Source organism: Roseateles sp. UC29_93, from assembly GCF_042695725.1.
Taxonomy (GTDB): Bacteria; Pseudomonadota; Gammaproteobacteria; order Burkholderiales; family Burkholderiaceae_C; genus Roseateles; species Roseateles noduli_A.
On record NZ_CP170545.1, the window covers coordinates 3,755,044 to 3,770,800 of the forward strand.

The following is a 15,757-nucleotide window of genomic DNA, read 5'->3' on the forward strand; positions in this document are numbered from 1 at the left end:
TTGTCCTTCGGCCGCGTCAGCGGTTGGCGTTGCGCATCAGGCGCAGGTTGAGCAGCGACATCCCCGCGACCAGCACGAAGATCAGCGTCGAGATGGCCGCGGCCAGGCCGAAGTCCGTGCCCGAATCGCGGAAGGCGATGCGGTACGTGTAGCTGACCAGGATGTCGGTCTGCCCCGCGGGGATCTTGGTGGACAGGTAATCCGGCCGCCCGTCGGTCAGCAGCGCGATCAGCACGAAGTTGTTGAAGTTGAAGGCAAAGGCCGAGACCAGCAGCGGCGACAGCGGCTTGATGATCAGCGGCGCCGTGATCTTGAAGAAGTTGGTCAGCGGCCCCGCGCCCGCGAGCGCCGAGGCCTCGTACAGGTCCGAGGGGATCGCCTTCAGCAGCCCCGTGCACAGGATCATCACGTACGGATAACCCAGCCACACGTTGACGATCAGCAGCATCGTCCGCGCCAGCGACGGGTCCGCGAACCACGCCGGCCGCACGCCGAAGAGCGCGTCCAGGATCGCGTTGATCTCGCCGAAGTTCTGGTTGAACAGGCCCTTGAACACGAGGATCGAGATGAAGCCCGGCACCGCGTAGGGCAGGAACAGCAGCGTGCGGTAGGTCGTGCGGTAGCGCAGGTCCTCCCAGTTCAGCAGCACCGCCAGCATCATGCCGATCGCCGTCGCGAAGACCACCGTCAGCAGCGAGAACACCACCGTCCAGCCGAAGATCGACAGGAAGGGACCGCGGAACTCCGCGTCGAACAGCATGCGCTTGTAGTTCTGCGCGCCGACCATGACCTTGTAGCCGGGCGCCAGGTGCGTGCCCGCCGCCGCGCCCTGGCCTTCGTAGTAGCCGGTGGTCGCGTCCGGGCGGAAGAGGGCGCCGTCGGCGACACGCTTCAAGCTGCCGTCGGACTGCTCCTCGAAGTGGGGGCGGATCGGGCCGAACTCGCGCAGGCCGAGGTAGCGCAGCGTCGAGGCGTCGCCCGCGCCGCCGGTGGCCGCCGTGCCGCCGCTTTCGCCGGGCAGCCGCAGCCGCAGTTGCGCCAGCGCCTGGCGGTGCTCGACCAGTTCCTTCAGCGTGAGCGCGGTGCCCAGCGTCGCGTCCGCGGGTCCGGTCGCCTGCATCGCGACGTCGACCGGCTTCGTGCCCTGACGCAGCGCCAGCGGCGGAGAGACGAATTGCGCCGTGCCGTTCGACGGGTCGCGCAGCACCACGCGGAAGTCGCTGCCGGCGCCGTGCACGCTGTAGTCGCGCACGGCCTCGAGCGCCGTGTCGTGCTGGTCGAGCAGGAACTCGCGCACGCGTTCCTGGCTCAGCAGGTGGGCCGACGAGTAGTTGGTGAAGCCGATCTGCGTCGTGTAGGCGAGCGGGAACGCGATGAACAGCAGCATCCCGGCCACGCCGGGAAGAGGTAGCGGTAGGCGAAGCCGGCCTTCGACAGATAAACCGCGAAGCCCGTGCCGAAGAGCAGCAGCACGCCCAGCGCCCAGCTCGTCAGCCCGGCCGCGTACAGCATGAAGACGAGGTACAGCGCCGCCAGCGCGATCACGGCCATCGTCGGCCAGTACAGCGCCTGGGTGATCCGGTCGAGCGCGCCGGGCGCCTGGCGCGTGTAGGCCTCGGACAGCGGCGAGCCGGGCAGGGCGGCGGCCCTGGAACTGGACAGGGCGCCTGACGGTGCCGGAGTCGATGCGGTCGTGGCGTTCATTGCTTCAGCAGCATCCGGCCCGACGCGCCGTCCAGCGCGTCCTTGGGGCTTTGCAGGCCGTTGGTGATCGCCTCCAGCGCCGCGTCCATCGCGGTCCAGAAGCGTCCCACCTCGGGGATGTTGGGAATGGCCTCGCCGGCGCGCGCGTTCTCCATGCTCGCGCGGATCAGCGGGTTCACCGACAGCTGCTGGTAGAAGGCCTTGTTGGCCGGCACGCCGATCGGCACGTCGGCGTCGAGGACCTTCAGCGAGGCGGGGCGCATCAGGTGGTGCTCGATGAACTCGCGCGCGAGGTCCTTGTTCTTCGACGGCGCCGAGATCATGCAGCCCAGCACCCCGACGAAGGGCTTGGACGGCTTGCCCGCCACCACCGCCGGGATCGGCGCGACGCCGATGTCGATGCCGGCCTTGCGTGCGTTCTCCCAGGCCCAGGGACCGGAGATCATCATCGCGACCTCGCCGCGCGCGAAGCCCGATTCCATCTCGGAGTAACGCGCGCCGCGCGGCATCACGCCCTCGGTGATCAGTCGCTCCAGCATTTGGCCCGCGGCCAGCGCACCGTCGTTGTTGACCTTGACCTGGCGCGCATCGAAGTCGCCTTGCGCATCACGTCCGAAGATGACGCCGCCGGCGCCCGCGAACATCGGCCAGGTGAAGAAGCTCTTGTTGTAGTCCCACAGGATCGCGTGCTTGCCGCGCTGGCGCAGCTGCTTGTCGACGGCGATCAGTTCATCCCAGGTCGCGGGCGGCTTGCTCACCAGTGCCTTGTTGTAGATCAGGCCGGTCGTCTCGATCGCGATCGGGTAGCCCCACAGGCGGCCCTGGTAGCGGAAAGCCTGCCACGCGGCGGGCTCCACCTCATCCTGCAGCGCCTTGCGCGGCTGGACCGGCGTCAGCAGCCCGGCCTTGGCCCATTCGCCCACGCGGTCGTGCGGCCAGCAGAAGACGTCCGGCCCCTTGCCGGCGCCCGCGGCCTGCGTGTATTTCTCGGGCGCGTCGACCGGGTGCTCGACGACGACCTTCACGCCGGACTCGCGCTCGAAGGCGTCACCGACCTTCTGCAGCCCGTTGTAGGCTTTGTCGCCATTGATCCAGACCAGCAGCTTCGGTGCGGTCTGCGCGGCGACCTTCTCGCAGCCGCCAAGCAGCGCGATGGCGGCCACCGCTGCAAATGCGCCGCGTGCCAGCGCCGAGCGCGCGGTCGCGCTCTTCACGGAACGCGTCATGCCGGCGCTCCGAGCCGCTTGAACGCCAGGCCCTGCGCGTCGAAGAGATAGCAGAGGTCCGGCGGCAGGTGCAGCTGCAGGGTGTCGCCGGCGCGCACGCGCGTCCTGCCGTCGAATTCGCAGGTCAGCGCGTCCTCGACGCCCGGATAGGCGCAGTACGCATGCGTCACGCCGCCCAGCGATTCGACGAAGGTCACCGTGCTGGCGATCAGGTTGGCGTCGCCGCCGACCTCGAAGTGTTCCGGTCGCAGGCCCAGCGTGACCTTGTCGCCGGCCTTCGCGCGCGACGCGTCGACGCGCGTGCGGATCGTCGCGCCGTCGCCGAGCCGCAGCGTCGCGTGGTCGGCGCCGGCGCTCACCACCTCGGCCTCGATGAAGTTCATCTTCGGGCTGCCGATGAAACCGGCCACGAAGAGGTTGTCCGGATGCTCGTAGAGTTCCAGCGGCGTGCCGACCTGCTCGATGGTGCCGGCGCTCAGCACGACGATGCGGTCCGCCAGCGTCATCGCCTCGACCTGGTCGTGGGTGACGTAGACCATCGTGGTCTTCAGGTCCTCGTGCAGCTTCGCGAACTCGTAGCGCATGCGCACGCGCAGCGCGGCGTCGAGGTTGGACAGCGGCTCGTCGAAGAGGAAGACCTCGGGCTTGCGCACGATCGCGCGGCCGATGGCCACGCGCTGGCGCTGCCCGCCGGACAGGTCCTTGGGCTTGCGCTCCAGCAGGTGCTCGATGTGCAGGATCGCGCGCGGCGTAGCGCACCGCGCGGTCGATCTCGTCCTTGGGCACCTTCGCCAGCTTCAACCCGAACGCCATGTTGTCGTACAGGTTCATGTGGGGGTAGAGCGCGTAGCTCTGGAACACCATCGCGATGCCGCGCTCGGCCGGCGGCACGTCGTTGACCAGCCGGCCGCCGATGCGCAGCTCGCCGCCGGTGATGTCCTCCAGGCCCGCGATGGTGCGCAGCAGCGTCGACTTGCCGCAGCCCGACGGACCGACGAAGACCATGAATTCACCGTCCCGGATCTCCAGGTCGATGCCATGCAGGATCTTGGTCTCGCCATAGGCCTTGGCCACGGCTTGCAGCTTCACATCCGCCACGGGGTGTCTCCTTGTTTGTAGAGAATATACATGCCAGACCAGCAATTCACAACGCGGACTCGCCCCGCGTTGAATCGATGAATCTCATTAAATCAACAGCTTGCGATTGAATTCGGGATTACCCGATGTAGTGAAACTACATTCCTGTGAACGCCTGAGAGATACTTCGAACCATGATGACCGTCTTCCCAGAGGCCTTGTCAGCGGGCCGCCATGAGCCGCTGGGCGCCACCGTCCGCGACGGGGGCGTCAACGTCGCGGTGTTCTCGGCCCACGCGACGGGCGTCGACCTGTGCCTCTATGACGAGACCGGGACTGTCGAGCTGAAACGGTATGCGCTGGACGAGCCGGTCGACGGCGTGTGGACCGGCTTCCTGCCCGGCGCGCGGGCGGGCCAACTCTACGGCCTGCGCGCGCACGGCCCGCACGCGCCGCGCGAGGGGCACCGCTTCAACGCCGGCAAGCTGCTGCTGGATCCCTACGCGCGCGAGATCGTCGGCGAGTTCCGCAACCTGCCCGAGGACCACGGTTATCCCTTCGGCCATCCGGACGGCCCGCTCGCGCTGGACGAGCGCGACAACGGCGCGACCGCGCTGAAGGCGCGTGTCGCCGCGCCGCCCGCCGGCTCGAGTCCGCGCGCCAATGCGCCGCGTCATGCGCCGCGCGAGGTGGTGCTGTACGAGGTCCATGTGAAGGGCTTCTCGATGCGCCATCCGCAGATCCCGCAGGCGCTGCGAGGCAGCTATGCCGCGCTCGCGCATCCGGTGGCGATCGCGCACTTCAAGCGACTCGGCGTGACCACGCTGTCGCTGCTGCCGGTGCAGTTCGCCGTCGACGAGCCGCACCTCTTCGGCACCGGCCTGCGCAACTACTGGGGCTACAACACGCTGGGCTTCTTCGCGCCCGATCCGCGGCTGGCCTCCGCCGCCGTGCGTCACGACCCGACCGCCGTCGCCGCCGAGTTCCGCGGGATGGTCCGGGCGCTGCACGAGGCCGGGCTGGAAGTCGTGCTCGACGTCGTCTACAACCACACGCCCGAGGGCAATGAGTGGGGCCCGACGCTGTCGCTGCGCGGGCTCGACCAGAAGAGCTACTACCGGCTGCAGGCCGACGATCCCTCGCGGATGGAGAACCTGACCGCCTGCGGCAACACCGTCAACGTGGAGCACCCGCGCGTCGCGCAGCTCGTGCTGGACTCGCTGCGCTTCTGGGTCGGCGAGATGGGCGTGGACGGCTTCCGCTTCGACCTCGCGCCGGTGCTGGGCCGCACGGCGGCGGGGCACGATCCGCAGGCGTCGTTCTACACGGCGCTGCGGCAGGATCCGCTGCTCTCCCAGGTGCACCTGATCGCCGAGCCCTGGGACGTCGGGCCGGACGGTTATCAGCTCGGACGATTCCCGGGCCGCTTCATGGAATGGAACGACAAGTTCCGCGATGCGGCGCGCGGCTTCTGGCTCGGCCACGGGCCGGACGGCACGATGATCGGCCGCGCCGAATTCGCGCGGCGCTTCAGCGCGTCGGGCGATGTGTTCCATCCGCAAGGGCAGGGCGGCGAGCGGGCGGCACGTTCGCCGCTGGCCTCGATCAACTTCCTGGCGGTGCACGACGGCTACACGCTGAACGACCTCGTCAGCTACAGCCGCAAGCACAACCAGGCCAACGGCGAAGACAACCGCGACGGCCGCGACGGCGAGCTGTGCGGCAACTTCGGCGTGGAAGGGCCGACCGACGATCCCCACATCCGCGAGGCCCGTGAACGCGCCCGGCGCGCGATGCTCGCGACGCTGCTGCTGTCGCAGGGCACGCCGATGCTGTACTCGGGCGACGAGTTCGGCAACGGGCAGGGCGGCAACAACAACGCGTACTGCCAGGACAACGAGATCGGCTGGCTGGACTGGCCGAACGCCGACGAGGCGCTGATCGCGTTCACCGCTGAGCTCGCGCGGCTGCGCCGCACGTACCCCTTGCTTCATCACGCGCGCTGGTTTGCCGTGCCGCAGGCCGATGAGACCGATAAGGCCGATGAGGCCGAGGCCGCACCGTACACAGGCACAGGCGCGATCGACCGCCCGGCGTTGCGCTGGTTCCATCCCGATGGACATGCGATGCGCGATCCGGACTGGCGCGATGACGAAGCGCCGGCGCTCGCCGCCCTGCTGAGCGATGGCCGCGAGCGCCTGCTGCTGATCGCCAATCCCTCGGCGACGCCCCGCCGCTTCACGCTGCCGGCCGCCGCGGCCCATGCAGCCCATGCGGCCCATGCAGCCGGCGCGATCGTGTCTGCCGGCGCGTGGCGCCTGCTGCTGGACAGCAGCGGCGAACTCACGGCCGCACCCTTGGGCGACGATGCCTTCACCGCGCTCACGGCGCCCGCGCGCAGCCTGCTGCTGTGCATCGAGAATTCCGCAGAACCCCTCAGAGCGACACCATGACGATCGACCTCCACAAGCGCCAATCCGGCGTGCTGCTGCACGTCACATCGCTGCCCGGCCCGAACGGCGCCGGCGACTTCGGGCCCGGGGCCTACCACTTCGTCGACTGGTTGCAGTCGGCCGGCCAGTCGATCTGGCAGTGGCTGCCCAGCACCCCGATCGGCCCGGGCGAGAGTCCCTATCAGGGCGTGTCGGCCTTCGCCGGCAATCCGTGGCTGGTGGCCCTGGAGCCGCTGGTGGCCAAGGGCTGGCTTGCACAGCCGGTGCCGCCCGAAGGCGGCTTCGATGCGGCACGCGTCGATTACGGCCGCGTGCTGCCGTGGCGCGAGCAGCAGCTGCGCGCCGCCGCGCAAGGCTTCTTCACGACGGGCGCCGCCACCGACCGCGCCGCCTATGAACTCTGGTGCGTGTCGCAGCGCGACTGGCTGCAGGACTACGCGCTGTTCATGGCGATCCGCTCGCGACGCGACGGGCAGGGCTGGTGGGACTGGCCGCGCGACCTGGCCGCGCGCGAGCCGCGCGCGCTCGTGGCCGCCCGCGAGCAGTACGCGGACGAGGTCGCGTTCTGGCAGTTCGTGCAATGGTGCTTCGACGTCCAGGTCGGCGCGCTGAAGGCCTACGCGAATGAACGCGGCGTCCACATCATGGGCGACCTGCCGATTTTCGTCGCCCACGACAGCGCCGATTGCTGGGCCCGTCCCGACCTGTACGAGTTCGACGAGCACTTCCAGCCCACCGTCGTCGCCGGCGTGCCGCCGGACGCGATGGCCGCGACCGGTCAGCGCTGGGGCAATCCGATGTACCGCTGGGACAAGATGGCCCACGAGCACTTCGCGTGGTGGACCGCGCGCGTCAAGCGCATGCTGAGCTCGGCGGACGTGTTCCGCATCGACCACTTCCGCGGCTTCGCGGCCTACTACGAGATCCCCGCCGACAGCCCCGACGCCACGCGCGGTGTCTGGAAGACCGGTCCGGGCAAGGCGCTGTTCGACGCGATCGCGAAGTCGCTGGGCCAACTGCCCATCGTGGCCGAGGACCTGGGATTCATCACGCCCGACGTGCATGAGCTGCGCGACGCGCTGGCCTATCCCGGGATGAAGATCCTCCAGTTCGGTTTCGGCGGCGACGGCGGGCACGAGTTCCTGCCGCACAACTGGCCGCGCGCGGCCGTCTGCTACACCGGCACGCACGACAACGACACGGTGCGCGGCTGGTGGAACCAGGCCAGTGCCCACGAACGCGCCTACGTCGCCGCCTACCTGGCCTGCGGCGACCACGACATCCACTGGGCCATGATCCGCGCCTGCGCGAATTCGGTGGCCAACGTGGCGGTCTATCCGCTGCAGGATGTGCTGGGCCTGGACAGCGCCCATCGCATGAACATCCCCGGCACCCTCGGCGGCAACTGGGAATGGCGCTTCACCTGGGACATGGTCGGCGCCGAGCCGGGCCGCGTGCTCGGCCTGATCGCCGCGACCAGCGGGAGAGCCCCTATTGCCGGCGCCGGGCTGCCGGAGTGAAATCCTCTGAAACCGCTTTCATGAGAGCCTAGGGAAAGCGAGGGCGGTGATTGCGGGGGCTTGACCCTCACAATCCAATTCCCGAGAGACAACGTTGTCATCGATTGCCTGGGCGCTGTGGCGCACCGGGCGGCGGACAGCGCAGAGGAGCCGCCGATGAGCACGACCGAGATCTTCCTGATCGCCATGGCGATCATCTTCACCGTCCCCTACCTGGTGTGGCGACTGGGGGGCACGGACTACTTCGCGCCGTTGGTCGTGGTGCAGATCATCACCGGCATCCTGCTCGGCCCGGGCGTGCTCGGCCGGGCCTTTCCCGAGTACTACCAGTTCGTCTTCAACCCGTCGGTCGTGCAGTCGCTCAACGGCGTGGCCTGGTGGGCGGTGATGCTGTTCGTGTGGATCGCCGGCATCGAGCTCGACCTGAAGAAGGCCTGGGCGCATCGCGTCGAGAGCGGCATCACCGCCGGCCTGGCGCTGGGCGTGCCGATGGCCTTCGGCTCGGCAGCCGCGGTGGTGCTGCTGGGCATGGGATCGCAGTGGATGGGCGCGCAGGCGCAGACCTGGCAGTTCATCGTCGGCGTCGGCATGGCGTGCGCGGTGACGGCCCTGCCCATCCTCATCCTGCTGATGGAGAAACTCGAGATCCTGCGCCAGCCGATCGGGCAGCGCATCCTCCGTTACGCCAGCCTGGACGACATCCTGATCTGGGCCGTGCTCGCGATCATCCTGATGGACTGGTCGCGGGTCGGCAAGCAGGTGTTGTTCCTGGCGGCATTCGCCATCGCGACCGTGCTGTTCCGGCGCCTGATGCGCGCCATCCCCGCGCGGGACCGCTGGTACGTGGGGCTGATCTGGCTGGCGGTGATCGCGTTCGGCGCGGACTGGTCGGGGCTGCACTACATGGTCGGGGCGTTCCTGGCCGGTGTCGTGATGGATGCCGAATGGTTCGACCAGGCGCAGATGGACGCGCTGCGCCATCACGTGCTGCTGGTGATCATGCCGGTCTTCTTCCTCAGCACGGGCCTGCGCACGCAGTGGGGACTGGAGGGCGGCGCGGTGTTCGCGGCGGCGGCGCTGCTGCTGGCGGCGTCGGTCAGCGGCAAGCTGCTGGGCACGCACGTGGCGGGGCGCATCCTGCGATGGGCGCCGGGCGAGGCCGGCATCATCGGCTGGCTGCTGCAGACCAAGGCGCTGATCATGATCATCTTTGCCAACGTGCTGCTGGACAAGCAGATCATCACCAGCGAGACCTTCACCGCGCTGCTGCTGATGGCCGTCGGGTCGACGATGCTGACGGTGCCCGTGGTGGCGCCGCGGCTGGCGCGGATCAAGGAGCTGGTGTTCCGCGCCAGTTGAGGAAGGCAGGCAGAATCCCGGCGTTGTCGCCTGACGAGAGTCTGCCTTGATCGATCACCTCGACCACCTGGTCCTCACGACCGCCCATGAGGCGGACTGCATCCGCTTCTATACCGAGGTGCTGGGCATGCGGCTGGAGCGCTTCGTCGGCGGCACGCCGCCGGTCACGCGCCAGGCCCTCCTCTTCGGCCAGCAGAAGATCAACCTGCATGTGAAGGGCCGGGAGTTCGAGCCCAAGGCGCACACGCCGGTGCCGGGCGCGCTGGACCTCTGCTTCATCGCATCGATCCCGCTGGATCAGGTCATCGAACGCTTGAACGCGCTGCAGGTGGCCATCATCGAAGGGCCGGTGATGCGCACCGGCGCGACGGGAAAGATCCGCTCGGTCTACCTGCGGGATCCCGACCTCAACCTCATCGAGATCTCGGAACTGGCGGAACCTGCGCCGAGCTCCTGAAGCGCTTGGCGCTTTCGGCGCTCTCTGCGCTGTGGGCGTTCCCGGCGCGGGCCTTGCGGCTCGCGGCGCTTCAGTGGGCCATCATCGCCGCGTGCGCCAGGGTCGGCATGTGCGTCAGCATCGAGGCCGGCGGCACCATCGCGGCCTGGGCCGCGGCGCTGACGACCACCGCGGCCGTCGCCGACCACGGCAGTCCGACGCGGGCCTCGGCCAGCAGGCGGGCCGGCACCTCCATCAGGTGCGGGACGATGCTGAGGGACTCGTCCGCGCGGGCGAGCTCGATCTCCTGCGCCGACATGCCCACGAACACGTGCGCGAAGCCCTGCTCGATGGCATCCAGCGCCGCTTCCGTGGCGCGGCGCCAGCGCTTCACCGCGGCGACGTCCGCGCGGGACGCGGCTTCCGGGATGGACCACCGCGTGTCCCCGCCCGTCACCGCACGCGCGGCGTTGAACGCGTCCACCACGCCCGCCGGTCCGCCCAGGCGGGCGTCCAGCACCTGCATGGCGATGACGCACGCCAGCTCGCGCTGGTGATAGGGGACCATGACTCGTTCCAGGATGACTTCGTAGCGACGCATGACGGGTTCCTCGGTGGCTCGGCTGCTGAATGGGAAGGATGAGAATACTGGATGAACGTACAGTATTCAATCGCGATCCTGGGGGTAGCTGCCACGCGCTGGCAGGATGGAGCGCAGGAGGGCCGCAGGAGGGGGAACCGCAGCACGCCCGGGGGGAGGCAGGATGAAAAAAGCCCCCGCGCGGAGGACCGCGCGGGGGGCTCTTGGCGCCCTGTCGGGGGGAGCGGCCGGGGCCGCTCCGGAGGGCTCCAGGCCTTACTTCAGGCCCGCGCCCATCGCCTTGGACAGCGAGGCCGTCGGATCGTCCCCGAGAACTCCCAGAAGAACGCGCCGCCGAAGCCCCTGGACTTCACGTAGGCCATCTTGATGGCGATCGTGGCGGGCGTGTCGAAGCTCCAGAAGGTCGAGCCGTTGTAGATCCACTGCGCCTTGCTGACGTCGTCGATCCGGCTGGTGTAGCCCTGCAGGTTCTTCAGGACCTTGTAGTCCTCGTTGCCCGCCTCGTAGGTGCCGGGGGCCGGCGTGCCGCTCTGGTACAGGCCGTTGTTGACGTTGGGGACGTTGGTCCAGCCGCGGCCGTAGAAGCCGATGCCGACGTTCAGCTTCGAGGCCGGGACGCCCTTGTCCAGGAAGGCCTGCATCGCGTCGTTGGTGTTGTACTTCTTCACGTCACCGGTCGACGGATCGTTGGCCGGCGCGTACAGCGCCGAGTGGAACCCGGTGATCGTGTCCCAGCCGCCGTGGAAGTCGTACGTCATCACGTTGATGAAGTTCAGGTACGGATGGATCTGGTCCGGGTCATAGGCCCGCACCTTGTCCACGCCCGCGCCCGACGCGATCGACAGCAGCAGGCCCGGACGCACCGCGTCCAGCTGCTTGCGGAACTCGGCCAGCAGGCCGGTGAAGTTGGCGCGATCCTCGGCCGTGCCGCAGGCCAGGCCGCAGGCGTTCGGGTACTCCCAGTCGAGGTCGATGCCGTCGAACACGCCGGCCGCCGCGCCCGGGCCGCCCGCGCCGTCCGTCACCGGCACGTTGCCCTTGATGTAGGCGTCCACGCAGCTCTTGACGAAGTTGACCCGGTTCTCCGGACGCGCCGCGCTCGAGAAGCCGCGCGACCAGGTCCAGCCGCCCAGCGAGATCAGCACCTTGATCTTCGGATACTTGGCCTTGAGCTTCTTGAGCTGGTTCCAGCTGCCGCGCAGCGGCTGGTCCCAGGTGTCGGCCACGCCGTCGACGCTGAGGTCGGCGCCGTAGGACTTGCCGTAGTCGGCGAAGGCGTCGCCGCCTTCCCCGGTGGACTCGTTGCTCGGGATGATCTTGCCGACTTCGCAGACGTTGTTGCGGACGTTGCCGAACGCGTAGTTGATGTGCGTCAGGTTGGCCGCCGAGCCGCTCGTGTCGATGTTCTTGACGTGGTAGTTGCGGCCGTAGATGCCCCACTGCGCGAAGTAGCCGAGCAGCACCTTGTCGCCGGCGGTCTGCGTGTCGGTCTTCACCGTGATCGGCGCCGACGGCTGCGACGAGCCGGCCTGGTTGAAGGCCGAGACCGTGAAGGTGTAGTTCGTGTTGGCCGTCAGGTTGGTGACGCTGGCGCTGGTGGCCGCGCCCTGCGCGACCTGCGTCGAACCCTGGTTGACGCGGTACTGCACCGTGCAGTTCGGGCCCGCGGCGACGGCGTTCCAGGCCAGGTTGACGCTGGTGGCCGTCTTGGACGGCGAGCTCAGGCCCGAGGGCGTGGCCGGCGCCGCGGCGCAGGTGCCGTTGCTGGCGGTGCTGGTCAACAGCGTGCTGCTGAGGCCGGAGACATTGCCCGCCTTGTCCTTCGCGCGGACCTGGTAGCTGTACGAGGTCCCCGCCGACAGGCCGGAGTCGGTGTAGCTGGTCGCCGTGGGCGACGCGATCAGGGAGCCGCCGCGCAGCAGCTCGTAGTTGTTGACGCCGCTGCCGGCGTCGGTGGACGCGCCCCAGCTCAGCGTGATGCTGCTGCTGGTGATGCCGCTGGAGGTCAGGCCCGAGGGCACGGTCGGCGGCGTGGTGTCGGTGCCGCCGCCGGTGCAGGCGCCCAGCGACTTCCACACGTCCCACTGGCCGGAGTGGGTGGCGGGCGCTTCGTTCTGCGTCCACCACTTGGCCTGGTAGGCGATGTTGTTCTGCTTGGCGAAGCTGTTGGAGGTGCCGGTGTAGATGCCGGACGCCGACCATTCGGGCACGTTGGTGCAGTCGTAGGCGTGCGCGGTGCCGGCGGCCATCGCGGCGGCCAGGGCGATGCCGCCGAGGCGGACCATCTGTCTCTTCATGTCGATCTCCTGTGGGTCAAAGGGTGGTGGTGGGGAGGTCCGGGAGGCCGGCGCCGATGTCGTTCATCGCGTGGCCGAAGTCTTGGCGGAGGTCTTCGCCGCCGCCGCCGCCGGTGCTGCGGCAGGCACCGCGCCGCGGCGCGCTTCCTGCGCCAGCGCATAGCTGCGGCCGTTCACGGTGACGGTCCAGTTGCTGGGCATCGTCGACGGCAGGAAGTAATTGATCGTCAGCGTCACGCTGGCGCCGGGGGTCAGGCTTTGCCACGACGGCAGCTTGAAGCTGGCGCGGTGGAAGTCGTTCTTCAGCCCGCCGATGTTGTTGCCCGCGGGGTTCGAGCCGTTGCTGATCACCGTGAGGCCGAATCCGCTCTGGTCCGTCACCGTCGACGGGATCGCGGTGGGGACGTCGAACTGGAACTCCGTGCCGCCGGGCAGCGTCGTCGTGCTGTTGTTGGTCAGCGTGAGCTTGGGCGTGATCGGGTAGTTGCTGTCGCCGAGTGCGAAGCCGCCGAGCGCGTACGCGATGTCCAGCGTCTCCGCCGGCAGCGCCGCCGAGCTGAGGCGGTTGCCGTAGGCCGGTGCCGTCTTCAGCTTGTTGTAGAGCGCGCTCGTCAGCGTGTTGCCGATGAAGTACTCGTTGCGTGCCGTGTCGAAGGCGTAATCGCCGGCGAACTCCCAGAACATCACGCCGCCGATGCCGCGATCGGCCACGTACTGCGCCTTCACGCCGAGCGACTGCTCGTCCTCGGTGCTGATGAAGACCTTCTTCTGCGCGTTCCACAGCCACGGCGCCACCAGCGTCGCGTCGTAGTTGCGGACGTAGGTGCCGGTCAGCTGGTCGGCCGGGTTCGTGGCCGGGTTCAGGCCGTAGGCGGCGAGGTAGCTGCCCGGGCGGCCCGACGCGAGGTTCATCGCATGCCACATCGGGTTGGAGCCGGCGGGCACTTCCTTGCTGGAGACGTCGAGGTCGTGCCAGAGGTTGTCGATGCCGACGGCGCCGTTGCCGCACTTCTGCACGGTGCCGCCGCCGGTGCCGGCGGGGCACTTGCTCTGGTCGGGCAGGGCCGCCTGGCCCCACAGGCCGTTGGTGCCGCCGGTCACGCCCTGCCAGCCGCGGGTGTAGTACGGCACGCCGATGTTGATGCGGCCGGCCGGCATCGCGCCGCGGAAGTAGTGGTAGGCCCAGTCGGTGTTGAGGTAGCCGATGCGCGCGTACTGCGTGGCGGTGTAGTAGCTCCACGCGGTGAGCTCGCCGTCCTTGCCGTCGTCATACAGCGCCGCGTTGGGACCGACGAATTGATTCCACGCCCCGTGCAGGTCGTAGCTCATGATGTTCACGTAGTCCAGGTACTGCGTGACCTGGAAGGCCTCCATCCCGCGCAGCAGGTAGGCGGAGGAAGGCGCCGCGATCGTGAGCAGGTAATGGCGCTGATCGGACTGGCTGGCCGCGTCGAGCTTCGCGCGCAGCGTGCGCATCAGCACGACGTAGTTCTTCATCAGCGCGCCGCGCCGCGCGTTGCTGATGGCGAAGTCCACCGGGTTGCCGGCGTTGTTCATGCTGGTCGGGTACTCGTAGTCGATGTCGACGCCGTCGAACCCGTACTGCCGCAGGAAGGCCACCGCCGAATCCGCGAACGCGTTGATGCCGGCCGTGTTGGTCGAGCCGTCCGCGTTCGTCGTCATCGTGTAGAAGCCGCCCCGTCTCGGCCCAGCCGCCGACCGAGATCAGCGTCTTGACGTTGGGGTACTGCTTCTTGAACTTGTTGAGCAGGTTGAAGTGGCCCTTGTACGCATAGGCCGGGTCCATCTCCGCGCCCGCGATGCCGGGCCAGGTGAGGCCGGTGGCGGGGTTGGTCGCGTCGGCGGTGTTGCCGACGGAAAGCTTGTTGGCCGCGTCCACATGCGCGAACGCGTAGTTGATGTGCGTGACCTGACCCCACGGGATCTGGTGCGCCAGGAACGCGGGCTGACCGGTCTTGCCGGTGCGCCAGCTGGTGAAGTAGCCGATGATGCGGCGCGGCTTGTCCGCGCCCATCTTCTCGCGGCCCTGGTCGTCGTAGACCTTGCAGTAGGCGGGCGCCGTGCCGGCGGTGGTGGCGAGGCCCTCGGGGCGGCAGCGCTCGTCGCCGGTGACCTGGCCTTGCACGGTGATGCGCAGCGCGGCGGTGTCGGTGGTCGCGCCCTTGTCGTCGGTGGCGCGGGCGGTGATGTCGGCCACGCCGGCACGCGCGGTCCAGCTCACGCTGAACGGCGCGGTGGTGTCCTCGGCGACCAGCGCGCCGTTGACGTAGAAGCCGACCTTGGCGACGGTGCCGTCGCTGTCCCCGGCCGTCGCGGCCAGCGTCACGGTGTCACCGGCGGTCGGCGAGGTGCCCGCGGTCGGCGCGCTCAACGCCACCGTCGGCGGCTTGTTCGTGCCGCCGCCGCCGCCCTCGCAGGCGCCCAGCACCTTCCACACATCCCATTGCCCGGAGTTCGTCGCCGGCGGGTTGTTCTGCGTCCACCACTTGGCCTGGTAGGCGGTGCTGCTCTGCTTGACGATCGCATTGCCGCTGTACGCGGTGGCGGCATTCCAATCGGCGACGCCGGTGCAGTCGTAGGCCATCGCCGAGGTGCTGGCGACGGCCAGCACCATCGGCATCAGCCACGGCAGCATCGGGTGGGGACGGGCGCAGGGACGTTGTCTCATCGGGGGGGCTCCTGACGGGTGGTCGTTATGGACGTCTTGCGGACGTCTTGTGGTCGTCTTCGCGAACTGCAGGGATGAGCGCCGCCGCGCCGGGCGACTGCGGACGCAGCGCGGCGGAAACGGTCAGGGCTCGGAAGAAAAAGCGCCGGTCGGTTCAACCGGCGAAGGCGGCGGCCGCTCGGGCCCGGCCGCCGGGGACCGGCCTCAGGCGGCTGTCAGGCCGGCCACTCGGGGGCGGCGGGGCGGATCAGCGGCGCCGCGGCCGGAACGGGTCCGGCGGCGCGGTCGGCGGTACGAAGAAAGGCGCGTGCAGACATGGCAGTCACTCCCTGGCTTGTCGACGTGCGGTCCGCGGGCTGATCCCGGCGGACGGCGTGCGGTTTGCAACCGCGGCG

10 protein-coding genes and 2 pseudogenes are annotated in these 15,757 nt (G+C 69.0%); 4 read left to right on the forward strand and 8 right to left on the reverse strand.

Annotation, left to right across the window (positions count from 1 at the left end; translation table 11 throughout):
* Nucleotides 1–16: 16 nt before the first annotated feature.
* The 4 genes and pseudogenes from malF to ACFJIX_RS17375 form a co-directional block, all read right to left on the reverse strand.
* On the reverse strand, nucleotides 17–1,387 hold the full coding sequence (gene malF / locus ACFJIX_RS17360; protein WP_377153121.1) for a maltose ABC transporter permease MalF: 1,371 nt from the start codon (nucleotides 1,385–1,387) through the stop codon (nucleotides 17–19).
* Nucleotides 1,309–1,704 carry a hypothetical protein gene (locus ACFJIX_RS17365; protein WP_377153124.1) on the reverse strand — a complete coding sequence of 132 codons (396 nt, stop codon included), beginning with the start codon at nucleotides 1,702–1,704 and terminating at the stop codon, nucleotides 1,309–1,311. The genes malF and ACFJIX_RS17365 overlap by 79 nt, the downstream gene beginning before the upstream one ends.
* Complete coding sequence (gene malE / locus ACFJIX_RS17370) at nucleotides 1,701–2,930, reverse strand: maltose/maltodextrin ABC transporter substrate-binding protein MalE (RefSeq protein WP_377153126.1); 1,230 nt, start codon at nucleotides 2,928–2,930, stop codon at nucleotides 1,701–1,703. Before malE ends, ACFJIX_RS17365 begins: the two co-directional genes overlap by 4 nt.
* Nucleotides 2,927–4,028: pseudogene (locus tag ACFJIX_RS17375) on the reverse strand (ABC transporter ATP-binding protein). Before ACFJIX_RS17375 ends, malE begins: the two are co-directional and overlap by 4 nt.
* Nucleotides 4,029–4,201: 173 nt before the next feature.
* Between ACFJIX_RS17375 and glgX the strand changes: the two are divergent.
* From glgX to ACFJIX_RS17395, 4 genes are all read left to right on the forward strand, one after another.
* Nucleotides 4,202–6,460, forward strand: coding sequence for a glycogen debranching protein GlgX (gene glgX, locus ACFJIX_RS17380; RefSeq protein WP_377153128.1), 2,259 nt, complete (start codon nucleotides 4,202–4,204; stop codon nucleotides 6,458–6,460).
* On the forward strand, nucleotides 6,457–7,980 hold the full coding sequence (malQ, locus tag ACFJIX_RS17385) for a 4-alpha-glucanotransferase (protein WP_377153130.1): 1,524 nt from the start codon (nucleotides 6,457–6,459) through the stop codon (nucleotides 7,978–7,980). The genes glgX and malQ overlap by 4 nt, the downstream gene beginning before the upstream one ends.
* Nucleotides 7,981–8,136: 156 nt before the next feature.
* On the forward strand, nucleotides 8,137–9,339 hold the full coding sequence (locus tag ACFJIX_RS17390) for a cation:proton antiporter (RefSeq protein ID WP_377153132.1): 1,203 nt from the start codon (nucleotides 8,137–8,139) through the stop codon (nucleotides 9,337–9,339).
* 46 nt (nucleotides 9,340–9,385) lie between these two features.
* Nucleotides 9,386–9,796, forward strand: a complete 411-nt coding sequence (locus tag ACFJIX_RS17395) for a VOC family protein (protein ID WP_377153134.1) — start codon at nucleotides 9,386–9,388, stop codon at nucleotides 9,794–9,796.
* A gap of 70 nt (nucleotides 9,797–9,866) precedes the next feature.
* On the opposite strand, the gene ACFJIX_RS17400 is transcribed toward ACFJIX_RS17395, so the two are convergent.
* The 4 genes and pseudogenes from ACFJIX_RS17400 to ACFJIX_RS17415 all read right to left on the reverse strand — a co-directional run.
* Nucleotides 9,867–10,376 (reverse strand): hypothetical protein, encoded by a 510-nt coding sequence (locus ACFJIX_RS17400; RefSeq protein WP_377153136.1) that lies wholly within the window; start codon nucleotides 10,374–10,376, stop codon nucleotides 9,867–9,869.
* Nucleotides 10,377–10,636: 260 nt separating this feature from the next.
* Complete coding sequence (locus tag ACFJIX_RS17405) at nucleotides 10,637–12,673, reverse strand: glycosyl hydrolase family 18 protein (RefSeq protein ID WP_377153138.1); 2,037 nt, start codon at nucleotides 12,671–12,673, stop codon at nucleotides 10,637–10,639.
* Between the two features lie 63 nt (nucleotides 12,674–12,736).
* Nucleotides 12,737–14,356 (reverse strand): chitinase C-terminal domain-containing protein, encoded by a 1,620-nt coding sequence (locus ACFJIX_RS17410; protein ID WP_377153140.1) that lies wholly within the window; start codon nucleotides 14,354–14,356, stop codon nucleotides 12,737–12,739.
* A gap of 73 nt (nucleotides 14,357–14,429) precedes the next feature.
* Nucleotides 14,430–15,362: pseudogene (locus ACFJIX_RS17415) on the reverse strand (Ig-like domain-containing protein); the annotation flags it as partial.
* Nucleotides 15,363–15,757 lie beyond the last annotated feature (395 nt).

Coding starts and splice junctions, on each gene's coding strand:
- malF (WP_377153121.1), bottom strand. CDS start 1,387: ATGCTGCTGTTCATCGCGTTCCCGCTCGCCTACACGACGCAGATCGGC.
- ACFJIX_RS17365 (WP_377153124.1), bottom strand. CDS start 1,704: ATGAACGCCACGACCGCATCGACTCCGGCACCGTCAGGCGCCCTGTCC.
- malE (WP_377153126.1), bottom strand. CDS start 2,930: ATGACGCGTTCCGTGAAGAGCGCGACCGCGCGCTCGGCGCTGGCACGC.
- glgX (WP_377153128.1), top strand. CDS start 4,202: ATGATGACCGTCTTCCCAGAGGCCTTGTCAGCGGGCCGCCATGAGCCG.
- malQ (WP_377153130.1), top strand. CDS start 6,457: ATGACGATCGACCTCCACAAGCGCCAATCCGGCGTGCTGCTGCACGTC.
- ACFJIX_RS17390 (WP_377153132.1), top strand. CDS start 8,137: ATGAGCACGACCGAGATCTTCCTGATCGCCATGGCGATCATCTTCACC.
- ACFJIX_RS17400 (WP_377153136.1), bottom strand. CDS start 10,376: ATGCGTCGCTACGAAGTCATCCTGGAACGAGTCATGGTCCCCTATCAC.
- ACFJIX_RS17405 (WP_377153138.1), bottom strand. CDS start 12,673: ATGAAGAGACAGATGGTCCGCCTCGGCGGCATCGCCCTGGCCGCCGCG.
- ACFJIX_RS17410 (WP_377153140.1), bottom strand. CDS start 14,356: ATGACGACGAACGCGGACGGCTCGACCAACACGGCCGGCATCAACGCG.